The 22,078-nt window shown below is 58.8% G+C and carries 22 protein-coding genes; 4 read left to right on the forward strand and 18 right to left on the reverse strand.

The window, feature by feature from the left end; translation table 11 throughout:
• Nucleotides 1-304 precede the first annotated feature (304 nt).
• The 11 genes from GOX73_RS08360 to trpS all read right to left on the reverse strand — a co-directional run bounded on the left by GOX73_RS08360 (nt 305) and on the right by trpS (nt 9,834).
• A complete protein-coding gene (locus tag GOX73_RS08360) occupies nt 305-1,273 on the reverse strand; it encodes an ABC transporter permease (RefSeq protein ID WP_171124460.1) in 969 nt (322 codons plus the stop codon).
• Nucleotides 1,273-2,367: an ABC transporter permease gene (locus GOX73_RS08365; RefSeq protein ID WP_171122531.1), complete on the reverse strand. Its 1,095-nt coding sequence runs from the start codon at nt 2,365-2,367 to the stop codon at nt 1,273-1,275. The genes GOX73_RS08360 and GOX73_RS08365 overlap by 1 nt, the downstream gene beginning before the upstream one ends.
• A gap of 1 nt (nt 2,368) precedes the next feature.
• On the reverse strand, nt 2,369-3,898 hold the full coding sequence (locus GOX73_RS08370; protein ID WP_171124462.1) for an ABC transporter ATP-binding protein: 1,530 nt from the start codon (nt 3,896-3,898) through the stop codon (nt 2,369-2,371).
• A gap of 87 nt (nt 3,899-3,985) precedes the next feature.
• Nucleotides 3,986-4,984, reverse strand: coding sequence for a BMP family protein (locus GOX73_RS08375; RefSeq protein WP_171124465.1), 999 nt, complete (start codon nt 4,982-4,984; stop codon nt 3,986-3,988).
• Nucleotides 4,985-5,125: 141 nt separating this feature from the next.
• Nucleotides 5,126-5,557 carry a GNAT family N-acetyltransferase gene (locus GOX73_RS08380; RefSeq protein ID WP_171124467.1) on the reverse strand — a complete coding sequence of 144 codons (432 nt, stop codon included), beginning with the start codon at nt 5,555-5,557 and terminating at the stop codon, nt 5,126-5,128.
• Nucleotides 5,554-6,141 (reverse strand): tRNA (adenosine(37)-N6)-threonylcarbamoyltransferase complex dimerization subunit type 1 TsaB, encoded by a 588-nt coding sequence (gene tsaB, locus GOX73_RS08385; RefSeq protein ID WP_171124469.1) that lies wholly within the window; start codon nt 6,139-6,141, stop codon nt 5,554-5,556. Before tsaB ends, GOX73_RS08380 begins: the two co-directional genes overlap by 4 nt.
• Nucleotides 6,131-6,694: a NifU family protein gene (locus tag GOX73_RS08390; protein ID WP_171134850.1), complete on the reverse strand. Its 564-nt coding sequence runs from the start codon at nt 6,692-6,694 to the stop codon at nt 6,131-6,133. The genes tsaB and GOX73_RS08390 overlap by 11 nt, the downstream gene beginning before the upstream one ends.
• 69 nt (nt 6,695-6,763) lie before the next feature.
• Nucleotides 6,764-7,357: a 2-hydroxychromene-2-carboxylate isomerase gene (locus GOX73_RS08395; RefSeq protein ID WP_171124473.1), complete on the reverse strand. Its 594-nt coding sequence runs from the start codon at nt 7,355-7,357 to the stop codon at nt 6,764-6,766.
• A 9-nt stretch (nt 7,358-7,366) separates the two neighbouring features.
• Nucleotides 7,367-7,822, reverse strand: a complete 456-nt coding sequence (locus GOX73_RS08400) for a universal stress protein (protein WP_171122517.1) — start codon at nt 7,820-7,822, stop codon at nt 7,367-7,369.
• A 60-nt stretch (nt 7,823-7,882) separates the two neighbouring features.
• Nucleotides 7,883-8,746: a branched-chain amino acid aminotransferase gene (locus GOX73_RS08405; RefSeq protein ID WP_171124476.1), complete on the reverse strand. Its 864-nt coding sequence runs from the start codon at nt 8,744-8,746 to the stop codon at nt 7,883-7,885.
• A gap of 59 nt (nt 8,747-8,805) precedes the next feature.
• A complete protein-coding gene (gene trpS, locus GOX73_RS08410) occupies nt 8,806-9,834 on the reverse strand; it encodes a tryptophan--tRNA ligase (RefSeq protein ID WP_171124478.1) in 1,029 nt (342 codons plus the stop codon).
• A gap of 86 nt (nt 9,835-9,920) precedes the next feature.
• Between trpS and GOX73_RS08415 the strand changes: the two genes are divergently transcribed.
• The gene (locus GOX73_RS08415) at nt 9,921-10,607 is read left to right on the forward strand and encodes a rhomboid family intramembrane serine protease (protein WP_171124480.1); all 687 of its coding nucleotides are present in this window, start codon (nt 9,921-9,923) and stop codon (nt 10,605-10,607) included.
• On the opposite strand, the gene murJ is transcribed toward GOX73_RS08415, so the two are convergent.
• From murJ to GOX73_RS08430, 3 genes are read right to left on the reverse strand one after another with little or no spacing between them, the layout of a single operon-like run.
• Nucleotides 10,608-12,149, reverse strand: a complete 1,542-nt coding sequence (murJ, locus tag GOX73_RS08420; protein ID WP_171124482.1) for a murein biosynthesis integral membrane protein MurJ — start codon at nt 12,147-12,149, stop codon at nt 10,608-10,610.
• Nucleotides 12,146-14,965, reverse strand: a complete 2,820-nt coding sequence (locus GOX73_RS08425; RefSeq protein WP_171124484.1) for a [protein-PII] uridylyltransferase — start codon at nt 14,963-14,965, stop codon at nt 12,146-12,148. The genes murJ and GOX73_RS08425 overlap by 4 nt, the downstream gene beginning before the upstream one ends.
• Entirely contained in the window at nt 14,925-16,097 is a 1,173-nt protein-coding gene (locus tag GOX73_RS08430; protein WP_171124486.1) for a penicillin-binding protein activator, read from the reverse strand. Before GOX73_RS08430 ends, GOX73_RS08425 begins: the two co-directional genes overlap by 41 nt.
• 88 nt (nt 16,098-16,185) lie before the next feature.
• Between GOX73_RS08430 and rsmI the strand changes: the two genes are divergently transcribed.
• The 3 genes from rsmI to gshB all read left to right on the forward strand — a co-directional run bounded on the left by rsmI (nt 16,186) and on the right by gshB (nt 18,410).
• Nucleotides 16,186-17,043 (forward strand): 16S rRNA (cytidine(1402)-2'-O)-methyltransferase, encoded by an 858-nt coding sequence (rsmI, locus tag GOX73_RS08435; protein ID WP_171124487.1) that lies wholly within the window; start codon nt 16,186-16,188, stop codon nt 17,041-17,043.
• Between the two features lies 1 nt (nt 17,044).
• The gene (locus tag GOX73_RS08440; protein WP_171124489.1) at nt 17,045-17,416 is read left to right on the forward strand and encodes a YraN family protein; all 372 of its coding nucleotides are present in this window, start codon (nt 17,045-17,047) and stop codon (nt 17,414-17,416) included.
• A gap of 61 nt (nt 17,417-17,477) precedes the next feature.
• Complete coding sequence (gshB, locus tag GOX73_RS08445; protein ID WP_171134851.1) at nt 17,478-18,410, forward strand: glutathione synthase; 933 nt, start codon at nt 17,478-17,480, stop codon at nt 18,408-18,410.
• Here gshB and GOX73_RS08450 read toward each other — a convergent pair.
• From GOX73_RS08450 to cobU, 4 genes are read right to left on the reverse strand one after another with little or no spacing between them, the layout of a single operon-like run.
• Complete coding sequence (locus GOX73_RS08450; protein ID WP_171124493.1) at nt 18,407-19,918, reverse strand: YifB family Mg chelatase-like AAA ATPase; 1,512 nt, start codon at nt 19,916-19,918, stop codon at nt 18,407-18,409. The two genes, gshB and GOX73_RS08450, sit on opposite strands and share 4 nt — an antisense overlap.
• A gap of 45 nt (nt 19,919-19,963) precedes the next feature.
• Nucleotides 19,964-20,848: a glutathione S-transferase gene (locus tag GOX73_RS08455; RefSeq protein WP_171124501.1), complete on the reverse strand. Its 885-nt coding sequence runs from the start codon at nt 20,846-20,848 to the stop codon at nt 19,964-19,966.
• Between the two features lie 58 nt (nt 20,849-20,906).
• Nucleotides 20,907-21,485, reverse strand: coding sequence for a histidine phosphatase family protein (locus GOX73_RS08460; protein WP_171124502.1), 579 nt, complete (start codon nt 21,483-21,485; stop codon nt 20,907-20,909).
• A complete protein-coding gene (cobU, locus tag GOX73_RS08465; RefSeq protein WP_171124690.1) occupies nt 21,482-22,054 on the reverse strand; it encodes a bifunctional adenosylcobinamide kinase/adenosylcobinamide-phosphate guanylyltransferase in 573 nt (190 codons plus the stop codon). Before cobU ends, GOX73_RS08460 begins: the two co-directional genes overlap by 4 nt.
• Between the last annotated feature and the right edge of the window lie 24 nt (nt 22,055-22,078).

Genomic DNA, 22,078 nt, shown 5'->3' on the forward strand with positions numbered 1-22,078 from the left:
GTTGCGATACGGTCCGGCGAAAAGTGACGTAGTTGCGCATTAACGCATCCTGAGGCAGTGAAACAGCTTGGCGACCCGGTTGCGATCAGTCCGATGAAAACACCCGTGTTACGTAATGGAAATTGCGATACCGCCTTTTCCCAATTGTGTTCCAGTGCGCCCCGGACCCCGGTGGGTCTTTGTTCGAGGTCGGATATCACAGGAAACACGCGCATACCTCTTTAGAACCTTTGCGGCATGCAAAATCAACTCTGCATGCCGCTCTGCAGCGAACAGGACTGAAATATGTCCATATCTGGACTTATCAGCGCTCTTTCACATAAGGCTCGCCACCTGCGCGCGGTGGGATTGCTTTGCCCACAAACCCGGCCAGAATGACTACGGTCAGGATATAGGGCAGGGCGTCCATGACCTGAACCGGAATGACAACACCGCCAAGGTCGATATTCTGGAACCGCAACGCCACGGCCTGCAGCAGGCCGAACAACAGACAGGCCCACATCGCGTGCCACGGGCGCCATTTTGCAAAGATCAACGCAGCCAGTGCGATAAAGCCGCGCCCGGCTGTCATCTCTTTGACGAACCCGGCCTGCAGGGCGGTGGCCAAATACGCTCCGGCAATACCACACAAAACGCCGCAGATCGCGACGGCTGCGAACCGAAGGCCAACAACGGAAACGCCGGCCGTATCCACCGCTGCAGGGTTTTCACCCACAGCGCGCAGGCGCAGGCCAAAGCGGGTGCGATACAGAATCCACCATGTCGCAGGGACCATCAGGAACGCGACGTAGACAAGAATTGAGTGCCCCGACAGCAGTTCGGAATAGATAGGTCCGATAATGGGAACGTCGCTCAGGGCGTCTGCGAAGGGGAAATTGATCGGCTCAAAACGGCCGCCGCCAAACAGCGACGGAGTGCGGCCGCCTTGCTGAAACCAGCTTTGAGCGATTAGGACAGTCAGCCCCGACGCCAGAAAGTTGATGGCGACCCCCGAAATAAGCTGATTGCCACGAAACGTGATTGATGCCACGCCATGCAGCGCCGACAGGATCAGCGAAGCCCCGATCCCCGCCAGAAGGCCCAGCCAGACCGAGCCGGTCACGGCAGCCACCGCAGCCGAAAAGAAGGCGGCCATCAGCATCTTGCCTTCCAGACCGATGTCAAAAATACCCGCCCGCTCTGAATAAAGCCCTGCCAGACATGCCAGCAGCAAGGGCGTTGCCAGACGGATGGTGGAATCAAGGACCTGGATGAGCGTTACGAAGAACTCCATCACTGTGCTCCTTTCCGCAGGCTGAGGAACAGCTTTTCAAGCGGCATCCGAACCATGTTGTCCAGTGCTCCGGTGAACAGGATCACAAGGGCCTGGATAACAACAATCAGCTCACGCGGGATCGAGGTCCACAACGCCAGTTCCGCGCCGCCCTGATACAGAAAGCCGAACAGGAGCGCGGCAAGGAACACGCCAAACGGATGAGATCGACCCATCAGGGCCACAGCGATCCCGATGAAGCCTGCGCCCTCGGTCGAGTTCAGAACCAGACGTTCGGCCTCGCCCATTACGTTGTTGATGGCCATCATGCCGGCCAGCGCGCCCGAAATCAGCATCGCGATGATGGTGATACGCACGGGTGAAATCCCGGCATAAACAGCACCGGTTTCGGAATGGCCGTAGGCGCGGATTTCGTATCCCAGCCGAGTGCGCCAGATCAGCGCCCAGACCACGACACAGGCCAGCAAAGCGACAAAGAACGAGATATTCGCAGGCGCGCCGCGGAACAGGGCATTCTCGGCGGTCGAGAACATCGACTGGAACGTCGGAAGATGCACAGTTTCGGGGAAGCGTGCCGTCGCGGGGTCTTGCGAGCCCTGCGGACGCATCACGTTGACCAGCATATAGTTCAGAAACGCAGCGGCTATGAAATTGAACATGATCGTGGTGATCACGATATGGCTGCCACGCTTTGCCTGCAGATAGGCCGGAATTGCAGCCCACATCGCGCCAAACAGCGCCGAGCCGACACATGCGGCCAGCAACGCGATGCTCCAATGTGGCCAGTCAATATACAGACAGACCATGGCAACACCCAGCCCGCCCAACATGGCCTGTCCTTCGCCGCCGATATTGAACATCCGGGCGTGAAAGGCGACAGCCACCGCCAACCCGGTGAACATGAAGTTGGTCGCGTAATACAGGGTGTAGCCCCAGCCATAGGTGGACCCCAACGCGCCGGTGACCATCAGGTTTACAGCCTCGAGAGGGTTTTCTCCGATGGCGAGGATGACCAGCGCCGACAGGATTGCGGCCAATATCAGACTGATCAGCGGGATCAGGATGACGTCGGCCCATTTGGGCATTTTATCCATTTTACGCGGCCTCTCCCGCAACACCGGCCATCAGCAGGCCCAGTTCTTTTTCGTCCGTTTCATGGGGCAGACGCTCACCCATGATATGTCCGTCGAACATCACAGCGATCCGGTCGGACAGCGAGAATATCTCTTCCAGTTCGACAGAAACCAACAAGATTGCTTTTCCTTGATCACGCAGGGCGACAATCTGTTTGTGAATGAACTCGATCGCGCCGATATCCACGCCTCGCGTGGGCTGACCGACCAGCAACAGGTCGGGGTTGCGCTCGATTTCGCGGGCCACGACGATCTTTTGCTGGTTACCACCCGAAAAATTCTTGGCGGCCAGCCACCCATCTGGCGGCCGGACGTCAAATTTTTCGATCTTACGCTCGGTGTCTGCGCGCAGGGCGGCGTTATCCATGAAGATGCCGCGCTTATACTCCGGGTCCCGGTGATAGCCGAACGCCACGTTTTCCCACGCGTGGAAGTCCATGATCAGACCTTCGCGCTGACGGTCCTCGGGCACATGGGCGATGTGTTGGGCGCGCCGGGCCTGCCCGTCCGATCCAGCACCACTCAGCGCCAGAGGAGAGCCATTCAGCTTGATCGAACCAAGGCCGGGGCGCATTCCGCCCAATACCTCCAGCAACTCGGACTGGCCATTTCCGGCGACACCCGCGATGCCCACGATCTCGCCTGCGCGTACGGTCAGGTCAATGCCCTTGACGCGTTCGACACCGGCCTCATCGACGACCCGCAGGTTTTCGATTTCCAGAATGGGTTTGCCCGGTTGAGCGGGCACCTTGTCGACCTGCAACAGGACCTTGCGGCCCACCATCAGCTCGGCCAGTTCCTGTGGGTTGGTCTCGGCCGTTTTGACGGTTGCCGTCATCTGGCCGCGCCGCATCACGGAAACGGTGTCTGTGGCCTCCATAATCTCGCGCAGCTTGTGGGTGATCAGGATAATGGTTTTACCCTCGGCACGCAGGCGGTCCAGAATGCGGAACAATTGATCCGCTTCGGCCGGCGTCAACACACCCGTAGGCTCATCCAGGATCAGAATTTCAGCCCGACGATACAGCGCCTTAAGGATTTCCACACGCTGCTGCATCCCCACACCGATCTCGTCGATGCGTTTGTCAGGGTCCACGAACAGTTCATACTCTTCTTCAAGCGCTTTCAGTTCCTTACGCGCCTTTGACAGCGACGGGGCCAACAGCCCGCCGTCTTCGGCGCCCAGAACGATGTTTTCCAGAACGGTGAAGTTTTCCACCAGCTTGAAATGCTGGAACACCATCCCGATGCCGGCTGCGATCGCTGCCTGACTGTCTGGGATGTCGGTTTTGGTACCGTTGATCCAGATCTCGCCCTTATCGGCTTTGTAAAAGCCGTAGAGGATGCTCATCAGCGTGGATTTGCCCGCACCGTTTTCACCGATGATCCCGTGGATCGTACCGGGGGCAACGCTGATCGAGATGTCTTTATTGGCCTGAACCGGCCCAAAGGCTTTGGAAATCCCTTTGAGCTCAATGGCGGGGACGGTCATGTCTTGTCCTTGGTTTGCCGAAAGGCCGCGATGCACAACGCGGCAAAATGGGTGCAAGGCGGAGGTCAGCCCCCGCCTCGCGCGATATCAGAACTGCAGTGCCGGGCAGGTGTCGTTCTCGTAGTACGCAACCACATTGATGTCGCCATCAATGATGCCCTTGCGCGCGGCTTCGACAGCATCGGCCATCTGTGCCGAGACCAGTTCCTTGTTGTTGTCGTCCATGGCAACGCCAACACCGTCTTCGGCAAGACCCATGGTGAACACGCCGGTTTCGACGTTTTCGCCTGCGGTCATTGCGTCATAAACCGCAACGTCCACACGTTTCAGCATCGAAGTCAGAACCTTGCCCGGGTGCAGGTGGTTCTGGTTGCTGTCAACGCCGATCGACAGGATGCCTTCGTCGGCAGCGGTTTGCAGAACACCCACGCCGGTGCCGCCTGCGGCTGCATAGATCACGTCAGCACCCTGGCTGATCTGCGCCTTGGTCAGTTCCGAGCCCTTCACCGGGTCGTTCCATGCGGCAGGGGTGGTGCCGGTCATGTTGGCAACCACTTCGATATCAGGATTCACTGCCTTGGCACCTTGCGCGTAGCCGCAGCCAAAGTGACGGATCAGCGGGATATCCATGCCACCGATGAAACCAACAGTCCCGGATTCAGACGCCATAGCCGCCATCATGCCAACCAGATAAGAGCCTTCATGCTCGGCAAAGCTGACCTGACGAATATTCGGTGCATCCAGCCAGTTCACGTCAACAGCGACGAACTTGGTGTCCGGATAGTCACCTGCAACGGCGGCAAGCGGGTCGGCCATCGCAAAGCCCATGGTGATGATCGGGTTCGCGCCTGCTTCGGCAAAGCGGCGCAGGGCCTGTTCGCGCTGCGCTTCGGACTGAAGCTCAATCTCGCGGTATGTGCCGCCGGTCTTGTTGGCCCAACGCTGTGCGCCGTTATGTGCGGCTTCGTTGAACGACTTGTCGAACTTGCCACCCAGGTCAAAGATCAGGGCCGGTTCGGCCAATGCGGCACCCGCAGTCAGAGCGACGGCGGCGGCAGCGCCCATCAAGGATTTCATCAGGCTCATTTCATACTCCCGTTTGTTATTGTCGGTCGGAGCCAAAATAGCCCCGTTTACCCACTATGAGCGAGCATAACTCTTGTGATGGCGGGAATTAAGGACGTTTGCAACAGCCGTGGTCAACAGATTTTTGACCATCTGGTCGAATTAATTCGCTGCCTGATGTCGGGTCAGGGTGAATTCCATGACAACGGCATCAATTTTATTATTGTTTTCCTGCTGGTAATACCCTTTGCGCAACCCGCAGGGGCGGTATCCGATCTGCTCATAAAGAGCGATCGCAGGAGAGTTGTTTTTGGCCACTTCCAGAAACGAACGGGATGCGCCTAAATTTTTGGCTTTGGTGTGCCATTCGTTCATACGCAGTTTTGCCAGCCCCTGACGCAGAAGTGTGGGGTGCGTTGCAATGGTGATCAATTCCGCTTCGTCCGCGATCACCTGAAACAGAGCGAAAGATTTTGAATTTCCAACGACATGCGTGAACCGGTTTGACAGCAGGTCGGCAAATTCGGCAGCCGTCCACGGGCGGGATTGCGTGAACGCCGCCGCATGAGTTTCGGCCAGCTCTTCCGGTGTCATTCGTCCAGCAATGCCGGTGGAACGTCCCGTGAAGGGGCGGCATCGGCCGACCTTATGTAAAGAGGTGCCGGAGGTTCAGTCACAGTTCGCCAACGATGCGCCGCGATGCGTGCGATGGCCCGGACCTGTTGATCGGCGTCATCATTGAAGGCCAGCGGGCCAAGTGATTCTGCGGATTCCAGAGTTTGCAGCATAGGACCGGTTTCCGGGGTTGAGATATATACCCGCTCTCGCGGCGCGCGGATTGCTGGAATTCTGTCCTGAAAATCCGCACATATTGCCTCGAAGCCCGACACACCGACTGCGGGAACCCCCAGACCAAGGGCCAGCCCGCGCGCAGCAGAAACTGAAATCCGAATACCAGTGAAATTGCCCGGCCCGATCCCGACGCCAATCGCGGACAGATCACCCCATGTGCGCCCAGCTTCTGCAAGAACCTCTTCCAGTAATGGCATGAGGCGTTCGGCCTGGCCGCGGGTCATAACCTCGACCTTTGACGTGACAATGTGGTCGCCCTGCAACAAAGCGGCCGCGCAATGCGCGGCCGATGTGTCGAAAGCCAGAATAACCGGTTCAGACGGCAACTGGGCGAACCTCGGTCACTTCGGGAATGTAGTGGCGCAGAAGGTTCTCGATCCCCATTTTCAACGTCAGGGTCGAGGAAGGGCAGCCCGCGCAGGCGCCCTGCATGTGCAGATAGACCACGCCCCGGTCAAATCCGTGGAAGGTAATGTCGCCCCCATCTTGCGCCACGGCAGGCCGAACGCGGCTGTCCAGAAGGTCTTTTATCTGGTTCACAACCTCAGCATCTTCACCGGTGTGTTCTGCATGGCCAGAAGCTGTGGTCGCGTCCGACGCCATGACCGGTTGGCCGGAGTGATAGTGCTGCATGACCGCGCCAAGAATGGCCGGTTTGATATGGTCCCACTGCACGTCATCCGATTTTGTGACGGTCACGAAATCGTTGCCAAAGAAAACGCCAGTCACGCCATCAACGGTAAAGATACGGCTCGCCAGAGGCGATTTTTCTGCCGCTTCCGCTGTTGGAAAGTCTGCGGTGCCAACCTCCAGCACGGTTTGGCCGGGCAGGAATTTCAGCGTTGCAGGGTTCGGCGTGGATTCGGTCTGGATGAACATGGCGCGGCTCCGTTTTCGTTGCTCATGATATGCGGGTCCGCGCGCAGGAAGTCAAGATTTGGAACCGTTCTAAATTGTGGTGGCAAACCTGACCGCATCCTCCAACCGATCATCCCCCCAAAACAGTTCCCCGCCCACCAGAAAGCTGGGGGCGCCAAACAGCCCATTATCCTGCGCTGTTTTTGTCTGTGTTATAAGCGCGGCCTTGACTGCGGGGTCCTGCGTCTTGTCAAGCAGGTCCTGCGATAATCCGGCTTCGGCAAGGCATGCGCGCAATACAGCGTCGTCCGCGATGTTTTGCCCGTTTGCAAACTCTGCCGAATAAACTGCGCGGCTGAACGCGGCTCTTTGCGCGTGATCTTCGATGGCCAACGTAAGCCGCGCCGCCTTCAAGCCGTTTTGTGGAAATGGATTGGGTTTTTGGAAGGGCAAGTTTCGCTGCGCCGTCAGTCGTTCCATGTCGCGCCACATGTAGCGGCCCTTGGCCGGGTACAGGTTGAACGGAGAATTATCCCAACCCTGCGACGCGAAAATCGGCCCCAGCAGAAAAGGCTGCCATTCGGCAGTGACCCCGTGGCTGGTCGCGACGTCCTCGATACGCATCGCACTGAGGTAAGAATAGGTCGAAGCGTATTCGAACCAGAACTGAATGCTATGCGGCATGGTTAGGCCTCAGGTGATTTCTTCCAGCTTTTCCTTGCTTAGATCGCCGGGAACAATCGTGATCGGAATGGGCATGCTGCCAGAATTCTTGGTGAGTTGAGTTACCAATGGCCCGGGGCCTTTCTTTTCGACACCAGCGCCCAGCACCAGCACGCCGATCTCGGGGTCGGACTGTACATGTTCTATGATCTGCGCCACCGGTTCGCCTTCGCGAATGGCCAGTTCCGGGTCGACACCCTGTTTGTCGCGCATCCACTTCGCGAATACCTCGTAATGGGCGTGGATACGTTCGCGGGCTTCCTCGCGCATCACTTCGGCCACACCGATCCAATGGTTGAATTCATCGGGGGGAATGACCGATAGGATCGTCACACCGCCGCCCGTATGGGCCGCACGCATCGCTGCAAACCGCATCGCGTTCAGGCATTCGCGGCTGTCATCCAATACGACCAGGAACTTACGCATGGGTGTCCTCATTCATTTCGGGCGATCATGCCCGACCTGATGCGCGCTGGCAACCGATGCCTAACGCGTGCTGGCCGCCCAGTCCCAATACAGCTCGCGCGCACGTCGGGCGATGGGCCCGACCTGATATTGCGTGTCCTCCAGCGCCGTGACCGGGGTGATCTTGCTCATGTTGCCGGTCATGAAGACTTCATCAGCCTTATGGAAATCATCAAAGGTCAGGACGGATTCGTGCACGGTCACACCATCGGCACGCAGGTTTTCGATGTGGCGCGCGCGCGTGATCCCGGCAAGGAAAGTGCCGTTGGGGGTGGGGGTGAAGACCTCGCCGTCACGAACCATGAAGATATTGGCAGTAGCGGTTTCAGCTACATGCCCAAGAGCGTCAGCCACCAGGGCATTTGCAAAGCCCTTGGACCGGACCTCTTGCAGCATCCGCGCATTGTTCGGGTAAAGGCAGCCCGCCTTGGCGTTCACAACGGCTGATTCCAGAACCGGACGGCGGAAGCGCGTGTATCCCAGCGTTGCTGAGGCGGTCTCGGGGGCCATCGGAATTTCTTCCAGACAAATGGCAAAGCCGGTGCTGTTTTCCTGCGGGACAATCGCGGTCGCGTCCCCGTCGATGCCCCAGTACATCGGGCGGATATAGACGGCAGAGTCGGGCGCATAGCTTTCAAGACCTTCGCCCACGATCTCGACCATCTGATCTGTCGTCACTGTCGGTGTCAGCATCAGCGCCTCGGCCGAGCGGTTCACGCGGGCGCAATGGGCCTTAAGGTCGGGTGCCAGCCCATCGAAATACCGCGCCCCGTCAAAGACTGACGATCCCAGCCATGCACCGTGATCAGCCGCACGCATGATCGGCGCGTCCCCGTCATGCCATTGACCTTCGAAATAGGTACGGATGTTTTTGCCGACTGCCATGACGCCCTCCCAAGCTTTGCGGCAAACCTAGGAAGACGCAACGGCAACGTCCAGCGCAATCAGCCCTGTTTTGCGCCGACCATGCCCACGATGTCGTAGGTCTGCTGCAGGATCGGGGCGGCAATCGCGCGTGCTTTTTCCGCGCCATTGGCCAAAATGCGATCAATCTCGGCCTCTTCACCCATCAGTCGCGCCATCTCGGACGAGATCGGGGCCAGTTTCGACACAGCCAATTCCGCCAGCATGGGCTTGAATTCTCCGAACTGCTTGCCGCCAACCTCGGCCAGAACCTGCTCGGCGGTTTGGTCGCTGAGGGCCGCGTAGATATTCACCAGATTGCGCGCTTCGGGTCTTTCCGACAGGCCGTCAACTTCTGAGGGCAGGGCATCCGGGTCCGTCTTGGCCTTGCGGATTTTCTTGGCAATGGCGTCAGCGCCATCAGTCATGTTGATCCGCGTCATGTCCGACGGGTCCGAGGAGGACATCTTACGCGACCCGTCCCGCAGGTTCATCACGCGCGGCGCGGGGCCACCGATCACGGGCTCGGTCACTGGGAAGAACTCGACACCATAGTCATGGTTGAACTTGATCGCGATGTCGCGGGTCAGCTCCAGATGCTGCTTTTGATCCTCACCCACTGGCACGTGCGTTGCGTGGTAAGTCAGAATGTCCGCCGCCATCAGCGCCGGATAAGCAAACAGGCCAAGCGAAGCGTTCTGTGCGTTCTTGCCCGCCTTGTCCTTGAACTGCGTCATCCGCTGCATCCAGCCCATGCGAGCGATACAGTTGAAAATCCACGCCAGTTGCGTGTGCTCGGGCACTTGACTTTGGTTGAACAGGATAGATTTCTCGGGGTCCAGCCCGGCGGCGATGAAACCGGCGCAAACCTCGCGGGTTTTTTCACGCAGACGGGCGGGGTCTTGCCAGACGGTGATCGCGTGCAGGTCGACCATGCAATAGATGGTCTCGTAATCTTCGCCCTGCATATCCACAAAACGCTTGAGCGCACCCAGATAGTTACCAAGGTGCAGGTTTCCCGAAGGCTGGATGCCGGAAAACACACGCGGTGTGAACTGGGTTTCGGTCATCGAAGGGAACTCCCGTCTGGAAAAATCAGCCCCCGTCGCTTACCCATGAGGTCAAGGGACGTCAACAGCCGCGAAAGGCCAGCCCAATGAGCAGTGAGCATTATACGCCAGCCGTGAACCCTCTGCCGCCCGTTGTGGTGGCGTTGGTTCTGTTCATCTTCGGGATCGAGCTGATCTTTATGCTGGGCTCACGCGGGCTGGTCGGAGGGCCGTCTGCTATCGGCTGGCGGCTGGACGCGTTGCAGCAGTATTCGTTTTCGCCCGACATCTTTGACTGGATGGCTGAGAATGGCCGGTGGCCTTTCGAACATCTGATCCGTTTCGTGACCTATCCGTTCGTGTCGGCCAATTTCACCCAGGCCGTCTTTGTCTGTGTCTTTGTGTTGGCCATGGGAAAGATGGTGGCCGAAGTGTTTGGCAGCGTGCAGATGCTGGTAATCTTTGTGCTGTCCGGTATCGGCGGCGCACTGATCTATGCTGTGCCGCTTGATCCGCAATATCCGCTGGTCGGAGGATTCCCCCCGGTCTACGGCCTGATTGGAGCGTTCACGTGGATTTTGTGGCGAAAGCTGTCGCTGATCGGAGAGAACCAGTCGCGCGCCTTCAGCCTGATTGTGGTGTTGATGGGCATTCAGTTGCTGTTCGGCCTTCTATTTGGCGGAACGCTGGATTGGGTCGCTGATCTGGGTGGGTTTGCCACCGGCTTTGGCCTGTCGTTCTTTCTGGCTCCGGGTGGCTGGGCGCGGATCGTGGGGCGTATACGGCGGGATTGATCACGACCGGCGCAGAGCCGTCTTGAACTCAGACACCTTGAAAGCGCCCATTAGGTGACCAAGAAAGAAATACGTGACGGCGGCAACCAAGATCAGCAGCATCAATGCAAGATACCGCCAGCCGGGTACGTGAAACGCCCAGCCAAACAGATGAATGGCGGCGAAAAGCACAACGCCCATCCCGGCAGACGCGGCCATGATGCGCCACGCACGATGTTTGAAACGGTCGTCAAACCGGGCTTCTTCCCCCATGCGCCGTGCCCCGATAATCAGCAGCCCGACCATGGCCCAGCCTGCGACCGAGGCCGCGATCGCAGGCGCAATCCATCCCACCACCGGATACAGCCCAAAGGCCAGCCCAGCGTTGATGATCATGGCGACCACCGCATAGTGAAAGGGCGACCGCGTGTCCTCGCGCGCAAAGAACAAAGGTTGCAGCAGCTTTTGCAGCATGAAGGCGGGCAGCCCAATTCCGTAAATCGCGACGGCAAGGGCCGTCGCCGCCGTGTCTTCGGCGCTAAATTGACCGCGTTCGAACAGGACTGAAACCAACGGATTCGGAATGATCACGAAAGCCACGGTCGACGGGATCGTCAGCAGCAGCGTGAACTCTCCCGCGCGCGAGAACGCGTTGCGTGCGCCGTCCTTGTCATCGGCGCGCAGGCGTCGTGACAGGTCAGGCAGCAGGACAATGCCAACAGCGATGCCGACGACGCCCAAGGGCAACTGGTACAGGCGGTCGGCTGCAAATAGCCAACTAACGGCCTTTTCCGTCTTGGACGCCACAAGCTGTCCCACCACAAGGTTGACCTGCGTCACCCCCATGGCGAGCGCCGCAGGAACAGCGATGCGCACCATCCGCCGCATCTCGGGGCTGAGTTTTGGTAGCCCGGGGCGAATGCGGAATCCGGCACGCTCGGTCGCGACCCAGACCAACGCCAGTTGCGCAATACCGGCCAGCGGGATTACGGCGATTAGCCAGCGGATCACTTCCCCGCCGGACATGGCCCCGGCGATCAGGGCGGCACAGGCAAAGACATTTAGAAGAACCGGCGCGGCCGCAGCAGCCGCAAACCGGCCTGTAGCGTTCAAAACGCCCGAAAACAACGCGGCCAATGACATGAAAAGGATGTATGGGAACAGCACATAGCCGTAGTCGACCGCCAGATCGAACCGTTCATCGCCGTAAAACCCTTCGGCCGTTACCCAGACCAGAGCGGGCATGAAAACCATTGCAAGCCCGACCAGTGCCAGCACCGCCGCCGCAAGCAGGTTGAAGGCATCCTGTGCAAAGCCCTGCGCGTCCTCTTCGCCCTCCAGTCGTTTCGAGAACATCGGCACAAACGCGGCGTTGAATGCACCTTCGGCGAAAAATCGGCGGAACATGTTTGGCAGGCGAAATGCGGCGACAAACGCGTCCATCACTGGCCCCGGCCCGATATAGGCCGTAAGCAGAATTTCACGCAGAAATCCCAATATCCGACTGGTGAGGGTCCAGAACCCGACCGTGAACAGGCCCGAAAACAGCCGGATCTGCTTCATGAGGCTGCGCGCTTGGCGCCCTCGGTGATGGCTTTGCGCAGCTTGGCCTCCAGTGTGCGCTGTTTGCCTTCCGAGTGGTATTTCAGCCCGAACATGTCTTTGACATAGAAGGTATCGACCACCTGCTCGCCATAGGTCGCGATCACGGCGTTTGCCACATAGACATTGGCGGCGGCCAGCGTGCGGGCCAGATCATACAGTAGCCCGGGGCGGTCGCGCGTATCCACTTCGATGATTGTGTAAATCTCGGACCCGTCATTGTCGAAGATGATATGGGTGGGTACGTTAAATGCGCGCTCACGCTTCTTGATCTTGTCGCGGGTTTTCAGGGCATCGCGCGCGACCACTTCACCCTTAAGCGTTTTGTGGATCATCTGCGTCAGGCGTGGCAGTCGGCTGGACTCGAACGGGCGTCCCTCGGCATCCTGAATCCAGAACGCGTCGGTCACATATCCGTCCTTGGTGGTATAGCTGCGTGCATCGACCACGTTTGCTCCGACCAAGGCCAGCGCCCCCGCAATTCGCGCAAAGATACCCGGGTGGTCGCCCATGGCAAAACAGGCACGCGTTGCATCACGATCCTCGTCCGGGTGCAGGCGGATTTCCATCCCACCTGAATCCCCGTTGCGATCAAGGTCCCTAAGCATCTCGGCGAACTCGACATGCGTTGAAAGGTGCAGACCTTGCCAATAGGGGTCATAGTGCCGAGCAGTTTCCGTCTTCAGGTCACCCTTTGACCATTCGGCCAGTTTCGCGCGCAACGCTTTCTTGGCACCCGCACCGCGATTGGCACGGTTGAGGTCTTCCATTCCTGTCTCAAGTGCGCGCTTTGTTTCGGCGTGCAGGGCCCGCAGCAGGGTTGCTTTCCAGTTGTTCCAGGTATCCGGCCCCACACCGCGGATATCGCAGACTGTAAGAACCGTCAGCAGGTCCAGCCGCTTAACCGTTTTCACCGCCTTGGCAAAATCCCTTACCGTGCGCGGGTCCGAAATATCGCGCTTTTGCGCCATGTCGGACATCAACAGGTGATACCGCACCAACCATTCGACGGTTTCCGCATCCTTCTTGTTCAGCCCCAAACGGGGCGCGACCTTGCGGGCAATCTGCGCGCCAAGGATAGAATGATCTTCGGGCCGCCCCTTGGCAATGTCATGTAACAGCAGCGCCACATACAGGACCTTGCGATTAATGCCCTCTTTCAGGATTGACGAGGCCAACGGTAGGGATTCCACCAACTCACCGCGCTCGATCTGGGCAAGGTTTACGATGCACTGGATGGTGTGCTCATCCACCGTATAGCTGTGATACATGTTGAACTGCATCATTGCGACGATGTGTTCGAATTCCGGCAGGAAAGCAGACAGAACCCCCAGTTCGTTCATTCGGCGCAAGGCCCGTTCAGGGTTTCCGTGCTTCAGCATCAGATCAAGGAAAATGCGCTGGGCTTCCTTGTTTTCGCGCATGTCCTCGTCGATCAGATGCAAGTTCGCGGTAACCAGTCGCATCGCGTCGGGATGGATCAACATTCCGGTGCGCAACCCCTCTTCAAAGAGGCGCAGCATGTTCAGCTTGTCGACAAGGAACTGGTCCGGGTCGGCGACGTTCAGTCGACCGTGAACGACGCGAAAGCCGGGTTTGACCCGGGGGCGGCGACGCAGAATACGTTCAAGCAAAGCCGCACCTTTCATGTGGCTTGCTTCCAGTTTGGTCAGGAAAATACGCGTCAGTTCCCCGACTTTCGTGGCCTCGCGGAAATAGCGCTGCATGAACACTTCTACGCCGCGGCGTCCGGCCCTGTCTTCGTACCCCATGCGATCGGCCACTTCGACTTGCAAATCGAAGGTCAGTTGTTCAGTGGCCCGTCCCGTCACCAGATGCAGGTGGGAACGCACTGCCCACAGAAAATCCTCGGCCTGAACAAAGGTGGCGAATTCGTCCGGCGTGAACAGACCAAGGGGCACCAACTCGGCCACATCCTGTACGCCGTAGATGTATTTGGCGATCCAATACAAAGACTGAAGATCCCGAAGCCCGCCTTTACCTTCTTTCACGTTGGGCTCGACCATGTAGCGCTGGCCTTGCTTTATGTGTCGCTCGTCACGTTCCTGTAGTTTGGCTTCGATGAAGGCACGCTCGGTGCCCTTGAATAGATCTTCGCGCAGCCGTTTTGTCAGATCGCCGGCAAGCGTTTGGTCACCTGCCAGATAACGCTGTTCCAGCATCGCGGTACGAATCGTGAAATCGTCGCCGCCAAGCCGCAGGCAGTCTTTGATGGTGCGTGAGGAATGCCCGACCTTTAGCCGCAGGTCCCAGAGGATATAGAGCATGGACTCGATCACGCTCTCGGCCCAGGCGGTAATCTTGTAGGGGGTCAGGAACAGAAGATCGACGTCTGATGCCGGGGCCATTTCACCGCGCCCATATCCCCCCACCGCCAGTACGGCAATCTTTTCACCCTGCGTCGGGGTGGCCAGCGGATGCAGGTCCAGGCTTGCCACTTGCATGGCAGTGCAGACCAGACCGTCGGTCAGGTAGGTATAAGAACGGGTGAGCGGACGCGCATCGAAGGGACGTTTGGCAAATGCGTCGGCAATGGCCTGACGTCCGGCTTTTTGGGCATCGCGCAGTACTCGCACGGTTTCATTGCGCCGTGCGGCGTTTTCCGATGTCTTTTTGAAGGCTTCCGACAGTTGCGCCATAACAGAGTTACTGTCGAATATGTCATCAGCCGGGCATATCAGTTCGCCGCGCGGAACGAGGGTCAGCGCGGGCCGATCAGAAGCCAGCGCCAGAGAAGCTTTGTGGGGCGGAGTCAATCACTACTACCTGTTTATTCTGGATCGTGGCGACAGCCAGACCGCGTTCGTTCGTACCGTCCGAGCGTAGGCGGAAAATTCCGCCAACACCTTGGAAACCGGCATTTTGTGTTAGTGCCGACGCTGTCAGCGCATTCGACTTACCTTGGCTGACCAACGCAGCGATCGCCGCGATGCCGTCATAGGCCAGGCCGCTGATCGGATGCGGCGCTTCGCCATAGGTATTGTTATAGCGCTGGCGATAGGCTTGTGCCTTGGATGGATCGGGCAGCGCAAACCACCCGCCTTGCACGCCCGGCAGCTCAAGCGTCTGGGCGGGGATGTCCCAGCGCGTCAGACCCATAAACTGCGTCGTTGCAGGCGAAACACCAGCTTCGGGCAGCAATTGCGAATACAGCGGCAATGCCCCCGCTGTGGTAGCGGTCAAAAAGATGGAATCGGCGCCTGACGCATCGACTGTGGCCTTGATCGTGGGTACCGAGTTGATGACACCTTGCTGTGAGCGGTCATATGCGACCGTACCGGCGTTGTTCACCCGGCTGCTGCTTAGCGCATTGGCGATCGCCGACTGGCCAAGCTGACCTGCGGCGTCATTGCTGTGGACGATCACGGCACCGGTTTTTCCCTGCGTACCGGCGAAGTTCACAAGGCGATTGGCCGTATTCTGGAACGTCGGGCCCAGAACAAAGACATTTCCACCCGCGATGCTGGTATTGTTCGAGAAAGACAGCACGTTGACGTTATTGTTCAGGACAGCAAGCCCGGCAGAGTTTGCCGCCTGCGCGTAAACGGGGCCAAGGATGATTTTCGCCCCGTCTGCCACAGCGCGCTGTGCGACCTCGGCGGCGGTGTTGGAACTGCCTTGTGTATCGTAGACCCGTAGATCAATAGTCACGTTTTGTAGGTCGGACATTGCAAGGCGCGCGGCGTTTTCAAGGCTGCGTGCCAATGCTGCGTCACCAGACTGGGGTGAACCCGCGGGCACCAGCAGGGCAACAGGAACAGGCGCGGATGTATTGATTGATGGTCCACCACCCAGATTACCTGTCTCACAGGCAGCCAGAAATGCGGCAGTTGCCAGCACGGCGGCGGTTTTCGCCAGTTTGCGAACGGGCTTGCAATGGATAAACATCTAAATGAAAACTCCCTGTCCCGGCGGCTTGGAGTACCGCAAGTCTGTTATGCCGCGATAATAAACGTCACGCTGTGAGGGTCCAGCTTTGAATCACCAAAAAGTCAGATTGGGCGCGGGCCTGTATTTTGTTGCCACTCCGATCGGAACGGCGCGCGATATTACGCTCAGGGCGTTGGATCTGCTGGCTTCGGCAGACATGATCACGGCCGAGGACACGCGCAGTCTGCGACGGCTGATGGAGATCCACGGAGTTCCGTTGGAGGGGCGTCGGATACTGGCCTACCACGATCACAGCGGCGCAGGTGCGCGGGGTAAGATACTGGACGCGCTGCAGGCCGGTCAGTCGGTGGTCTATGCGTCCGAGGCCGGGATGCCGCTGATCGCCGATCCGGGTTATGATCTGGGAAAACAGGCGGCTGAGGCCGGCCATATGGTGACTTGTGCGCCGGGTCCATCTGCTGCGTTGATGGCCCTGACACTTGCAGGCCTGCCGACGGATGCGTTCTTTTTCGCAGGGTTTCTGCCGAATGCATCGGGGGCGCGCCGAACGCGGATCGAAGCGTTGAGGGATGTGCCCGGAACGCTGGTGTTCTACGAATCGCCAAAACGTGTGGCCGCATCTTTGGCGGATCTGGCACATGTTCTGGGAGGGGATAGGCAGGCCGCAATGTGTCGCGAGTTGACTAAGAAATTCGAAGAGGTTCGGCGCGGCACGCTGGGCACGCTTGCAACCGAGATCGCGGGGCAAACCGTCAAAGGCGAAATTGTTCTGCTGGTGGATCGCGGGCATTCGGAAACCGTTAACGAATCTGACGTAGACGAGGCATTGAAACGTGCCTTGGAGACGCATTCGGTGCGCGATGCCGCTGACCTTGTATCTGAAATGTACAAGTTGCCGCGCCGACCGATCTACCAGAAGGCATTGAAGCTGGGAAAGGGATGAAATGTCCAGGCGATCCGTGCAAAGCTCTGTGTCTTTTCACGCGGGGCAGGCTGCGGAATTGCGAGTGGCGACAGATTACGAGCGTCGCGGATTCACCATCCTGCATCGTCGTTGGCGTGGCGCGGGCGGGGAAATCGACCTGATCGCCCGAGACGCCAAAGGGCTGGTTTTTGTCGAGGTCAAGAAAAGCCAAAGCTTTGAAATGGCTGCCGCTCGGATCAATCGCCGACAGATGAGCCGCATTTGCGCCTCTGCCGCGCAATTTCTGGAGAATGAACCGGGTGGTCAACTCACTAATGTTCGGTTCGACGCGGCGCTGGTGGATGCCTCGGGCGCTGTTCAAATTATTGAAAACGCCTTTGGTCAGGACTGACACCCATTGAACCCTTGGGCGCGCTGGGCCATGTATCTGGCGTGAAACTGAGGGACACGCCATGAAAATCGCCTTTCAGATGGACCCGATCGGGGCCGTGGATATCAATGCCGACAGTTCCTTCCGCCTTGCGGAAGAAGCACAGAAGCGCGGCCATTCCCTGTTTTTCTATGGGCCGGATCAACTGGCCTATCAGGAAGGTCGCATAACGGCGCGCGGTCAGGACATGACGGTGCAGCGGATTGCCGGGAACCCGGCCGAGCTGGGCTCCGAGCGTGAGGTTGATCTGGCCGAGTTTGATGTTGTCTGGCTGCGGCAAGACCCTCCGTTCGACATGCATTACATCACGTCGACGCATTTGCTGGATCGCCTCAAAGGGCAGACGCTGGTGGTCAACGATCCGTTCTGGGTGCGGAACTATCCCGAAAAGCTGCTGGTGCTGGATTTCCCGGAACTGACCCCGCCCACAACCATCGCTCGGGATTTGCAGACGATTAAGGCGTTCAAGGAAAAGCACGATGATATCATCCTAAAACCACTTTACGGCAACGGTGGCGCGGGCGTGTTCCGGTTGGATGCAAATGATCGCAATCTGACGTCGCTACATGAACTGTTCACCGGGTTCTCGCGCGAACCGCTGATCGTTCAGAAGTTCCTGCCTGACGTCAGCAATGGCGACAAGCGTGTCATTTTGGTGGATGGAGAGCCGGTTGGCGCGATCAACCGTGTACCAGCGGCAGGCGAAACCCGGTCAAACATGCATGTCGGCGGGCGTCCTGAAAAGATCGGCCTGTCCGAGCGCGATCTTGAAATTTGCGCCGCGATTGGGCCGTTACTGAAGGAAAAGGGCCAGATTTTTGTTGGGATCGACGTGATCGGCGACTACCTGACCGAGATCAACGTGACTTCGCCCACCGGCATTCAGGAGCTGGAGCGGTTTGACGGCGTCAACATCGCTGAAAAAATCTGGCACGCGATTGAGGCCAAGGTCTAAGACGCGGCTTGTGCGCTGACGCGAAAGCTCAGCGCCTCAGCCACATGGGGCCGTTTTACATCCGGCGCTCCGTCCAGATCGGCAATCGTGCGCGCCACCCGCAAAATACGGTGAAAGGCGCGCGCGGATAGGCCAAACCGTTCAGCGGCCTTCAACAGCAATTCTTTGCCTTCGGCGTCTGGCGCTGCGATTTCTTCCAGAATGGCACCTTCCACATCCGCGTTCTGTCGGGTCGATGTGCCCTCGAACCTCTGCGCCTGAACAGCACGTGCCTGTTCCACGCGCGCGGCAACAGTGGCCGAACTGTCGCCGGATGGGGGCAGATCAAGATCGGTAAAGCCGACTGGCGGCACTTCGAGGCGCAGATCAAACCTGTCCATCAGTGGGCCCGAAATGCGGCCCAAATAATCCTCGCCACAGTCCGGTGCGCGGGAACAGGCGCGGGCGGGGTCCGTCAGATAACCGCATTTGCAAGGGTTGGCGGCGGCCACCAGCATAAAACGACAGGGATACTTCACATGCGCATTGGCCCGGGCGACCATGACCTCGCCCGTCTCGATCGGTTGGCGCAGGGTTTCCAGAACTGTGCGCGGGAATTCCGGGAATTCGTCCATGAACAGCACACCGTTGTGGGCCAGAGAAATTTCCCCCGGTTTCGCGCCTTTTCCACCGCCAACGATTGCAGCCATCGAAGCGGTGTGGTGCGGTTCCCGAAACGGACGGGTGCGGCTGATGCCGCCTTCGTCCAGCAAGCCGCAAAGCGATTGGATCATCGAGGTTTCCAGCGCCTCGGCCGGGGTCAGCGGCGGCAGAATTCCGGGCAAACGTGCGGCCAGCATGGATTTCCCCGACCCCGGCGTGCCGATCATGATCAGGTGATGTCCCCCGGCGGCGGCGATCTCGAGCGCGCGTTTGGCCCGTTCCTGTCCTTTCACATCGCGCAGGTCGCGGGCGCTGGGTGCAAGGCTGACCTCGCCGGGTTGGGCGGCGGATAACGGGGCCTGGCCTGAGAAATGTCGCACCACATCCCCCAACGATCCGGCCCCTATGACCTGTGTGGCGTCGACCCAAGCGGCCTCGGCGCTGGAGGCTTTGGGGCAGAGCAGTGCTCGGTCTTCGGCGGCAGCAGTCATCGCCGCAGGCAGGGCGCCAACCACGGGAACCAGCGATCCGTCCAGCGACAGTTCACCCAGCGACACCGCGCTTTCGGCGGCGTCGGGCGGGATGATTTCCAGTGCGGACAGCAGCGCGACGGCGATGGGCAGGTCGAAATGGCTGCCCTCTTTCGGCAGGTCGGCAGGGGACAGGTTGATGGTGATACGTTTCGACGGTAGCGCGATCGCCATGGAACTGAGTGCGCTACGGACGCGGTCGCGGGCCTCGGACACAGCCTTGTCGGGCAGGCCGACGATGGAAAAAGCGGGCAGGCCCGGCGAGACAGCGCATTGCACCTCGACGGGGCGGGCCTCGACCCCTTGGAAAGCGACGGTATGTGAGCGGGCGACCATGAACGACCTTTTTGGTTAACAGGTCGTTGCTGGCACGCGGGCAGTTTAGGAATCGTTAACGTCGGCTACCATCGCGGTGAATTTTGGCCAAGCTTCAGGGTCTGCAACGGTTTTGTCGCGGCAGAACGCATTACAGAAACCCCAAAGCCGTTCGTTCAACTCAAGAACATGAGTGACCGGTTCGCCAGAGTAAGGGCAGGCGCTGTTGATTGAATTGGTTCCGGAAACGGCTCTTGCATCAGTGCGCCCACCAACAGGCCAAGGCCGTGATGAAAGATCCTGTGGATAGGGAAATGGCGTATAATTCACGGTCAGCCCCATCGCGCGCCATTGCCGGACGGTTGGGTCAGAAAGAAGGTCCAGACAATACTGCCGATTGGCATCGGACACGGGCAGCCCGTACCCGACGATGCGCGTTGCAACCGGCGTATAGAATACATCCGCCAAAGAATAGGTGCCGAACAACGGGCCGCTCGTCGAACCGGACACGTCGCGCGCGTGATGCCAGAGCGTTTCGATCCGTTCTAGATCGTTCAGAGTTCCTGACGAAGGCTTGAACCCCTGCCAACACTGTTTGAGCTGCATCGGGCATTCCCCGCGCAACGCCGAGAACCCGGCCACCATTTCGGCGCACAACCACCGCGCCGTTGCACGGGCTGACGGGTCTTTGGGCCACAGTCCGGCCGCGGGGTGCCGCTCGGCCAGCGTTTCGGCCATGGCGAGGCTTTCTCCCACAACAGTACCTTCCGGCAGGCGCAGGGCAGGTACAAGGCGCGCTGGCGCAAGTGGCTTCATATCTTCGGCCATTGTGCCTGAATAAAGGCCGATCATATGCGTTCGATACGGCAGGTCGAACTTTTCCAGCATCAACCAGCCACGCATGGACCAACTGGAAAACAGGCGGTCCCCAATAAACAGATCATAGGTCATGACCGCAGGATGGCGCGTGAAAACCTATCCGTAAATCAGTGATTTGTGCGGGTATAGATCACGGAAGGTGATTGATCCGCCCAACAGACCACCCGTCGCCGTGATGGGTCAGCTCTGTGACTGACAGATTGTCGATCTTGTGGCTGAACGCCTCTCGAGCGGTAACATCCAATGCGCGTTGTACCTGGGTTAGAATGACCCCGAAATGCGCAACAACGACCAGGTCTTGCCCGGTGTGCTGTGTGATCAATGCGTCAACAACGGTATCCACGCGCGCCCGGACCTCATTCCAGCTTTCACCTTCGGGCGGGCGCACGTCGCCTGGGTTGTCCCAGTAGGCAAAGGCCAGCTCGGGGTCGTCGGCCTCGATATCTTTGAATCCGCACAACTCCCACGTGCCGAAATTGATTTCCCGCAGGTCGGGGTGATGGGGCAAGCGCGCGCGCGCGCCTTGTATGGCCGATGCCGTATCGACCGCGCGGGACAGGTCCGAGGAAATCACCAGTGACTCGGGCGGTAAATGGTCATGCAGTCGCGCCACAGCGGCCGTATCGCTGAGGTCAGCAGGCAAGTCGGACCAACCGACCATGGTTTTGGCATGGGTGGGGCCGTGACGGACAAGATGCAGGCGAGTCATGGTAGCTGTCCTTTCAGAACCAGCGGCAGACCGACCTGAACCTGAACTACCAGTTCTGCCTGAGCCGCCAGCGCAATATTCAACCGCCCCTGCGCCTCGCGAAAGCGGCGGGACAGGGCGTTTTCGGGTACGATGCCCTGACCCACTTCGTTGGAAACAATAACGACCGGGGCCTTGCAGTCTGCGAGGGCCTTCAACAGGGCAGTCTGGGCTTGCACCAGGTCGTTTTCGGCCAGCATATGGTTGGTCAGCCACATGGTCGCGCAGTCGATCAGGCACACATCGTCCGGTGTCAGAGCTGATAAGGCTGGTTCAAGGTCCAGCGATGCCTCGATCGTTGACCAATCCGGGCCGCGTTGCGCGATATGGCGATCAATCTTTAGGCGCATCTCATCATCAAACACTTGTGATGTGGCAAGGTAAGTGCGGTTTTTATCTGATGAAACAACAAGTTGTTCGGCAAAGCCAGATTTGCCTGAGGCCGCGCCCCCTATCACAAAGGTTAAATCCGGATACACTATTCTTACCTTCCATGTGATCCACCCGGTTTTGTTCTGCGTATCGACCATAAGTCGGCAAAGCAAGGCCGTGCT

It is taken from the genome of Ruegeria sp. HKCCD7221, assembly GCF_013031225.1.
GTDB lineage: Bacteria > Pseudomonadota > Alphaproteobacteria > Rhodobacterales > Rhodobacteraceae > Ruegeria.

Bases quoted from the DNA above. Each gene is read 5' to 3' on its own strand.
- GOX73_RS08430 (WP_171124486.1), bottom strand. From the start codon at position 16,097: ATGTTTATCCATTGCAAGCCCGTTCGCAAACTGGCGAAAACCGCCGCC.
- GOX73_RS08375 (WP_171124465.1), bottom strand. From the start codon at position 4,984: ATGAGCCTGATGAAATCCTTGATGGGCGCTGCCGCCGCCGTCGCTCTG.
- GOX73_RS08395 (WP_171124473.1), bottom strand. From the start codon at position 7,357: ATGCCGCATAGCATTCAGTTCTGGTTCGAATACGCTTCGACCTATTCT.
- GOX73_RS08405 (WP_171124476.1), bottom strand. From the start codon at position 8,746: ATGGCAGTCGGCAAAAACATCCGTACCTATTTCGAAGGTCAATGGCAT.
- trpS (WP_171124478.1), bottom strand. From the start codon at position 9,834: ATGACCGAAACCCAGTTCACACCGCGTGTGTTTTCCGGCATCCAGCCT.
- GOX73_RS08415 (WP_171124480.1), top strand. From the start codon at position 9,921: ATGAGCAGTGAGCATTATACGCCAGCCGTGAACCCTCTGCCGCCCGTT.
- GOX73_RS08460 (WP_171124502.1), bottom strand. From the start codon at position 21,485: ATGACTCGCCTGCATCTTGTCCGTCACGGCCCCACCCATGCCAAAACC.
- GOX73_RS08365 (WP_171122531.1), bottom strand. From the start codon at position 2,367: ATGGATAAAATGCCCAAATGGGCCGACGTCATCCTGATCCCGCTGATC.
- GOX73_RS08400 (WP_171122517.1), bottom strand. From the start codon at position 7,822: ATGCGTAAGTTCCTGGTCGTATTGGATGACAGCCGCGAATGCCTGAAC.
- gshB (WP_171134851.1), top strand. From the start codon at position 17,478: ATGAAAATCGCCTTTCAGATGGACCCGATCGGGGCCGTGGATATCAAT.
- GOX73_RS08370 (WP_171124462.1), bottom strand. From the start codon at position 3,898: ATGACCGTCCCCGCCATTGAGCTCAAAGGGATTTCCAAAGCCTTTGGG.
- cobU (WP_171124690.1), bottom strand. From the start codon at position 22,054: ATGGTCGATACGCAGAACAAAACCGGGTGGATCACATGGAAGGTAAGA.
- GOX73_RS08455 (WP_171124501.1), bottom strand. From the start codon at position 20,848: ATGACCTATGATCTGTTTATTGGGGACCGCCTGTTTTCCAGTTGGTCC.
- GOX73_RS08440 (WP_171124489.1), top strand. From the start codon at position 17,045: ATGTCCAGGCGATCCGTGCAAAGCTCTGTGTCTTTTCACGCGGGGCAG.
- GOX73_RS08390 (WP_171134850.1), bottom strand. From the start codon at position 6,694: ATGTTCATCCAGACCGAATCCACGCCGAACCCTGCAACGCTGAAATTC.
- GOX73_RS08360 (WP_171124460.1), bottom strand. From the start codon at position 1,273: ATGGAGTTCTTCGTAACGCTCATCCAGGTCCTTGATTCCACCATCCGT.
- GOX73_RS08380 (WP_171124467.1), bottom strand. From the start codon at position 5,557: ATGACACCGGAAGAGCTGGCCGAAACTCATGCGGCGGCGTTCACGCAA.
- GOX73_RS08450 (WP_171124493.1), bottom strand. From the start codon at position 19,918: ATGGTCGCCCGCTCACATACCGTCGCTTTCCAAGGGGTCGAGGCCCGC.
- murJ (WP_171124482.1), bottom strand. From the start codon at position 12,149: ATGAAGCAGATCCGGCTGTTTTCGGGCCTGTTCACGGTCGGGTTCTGG.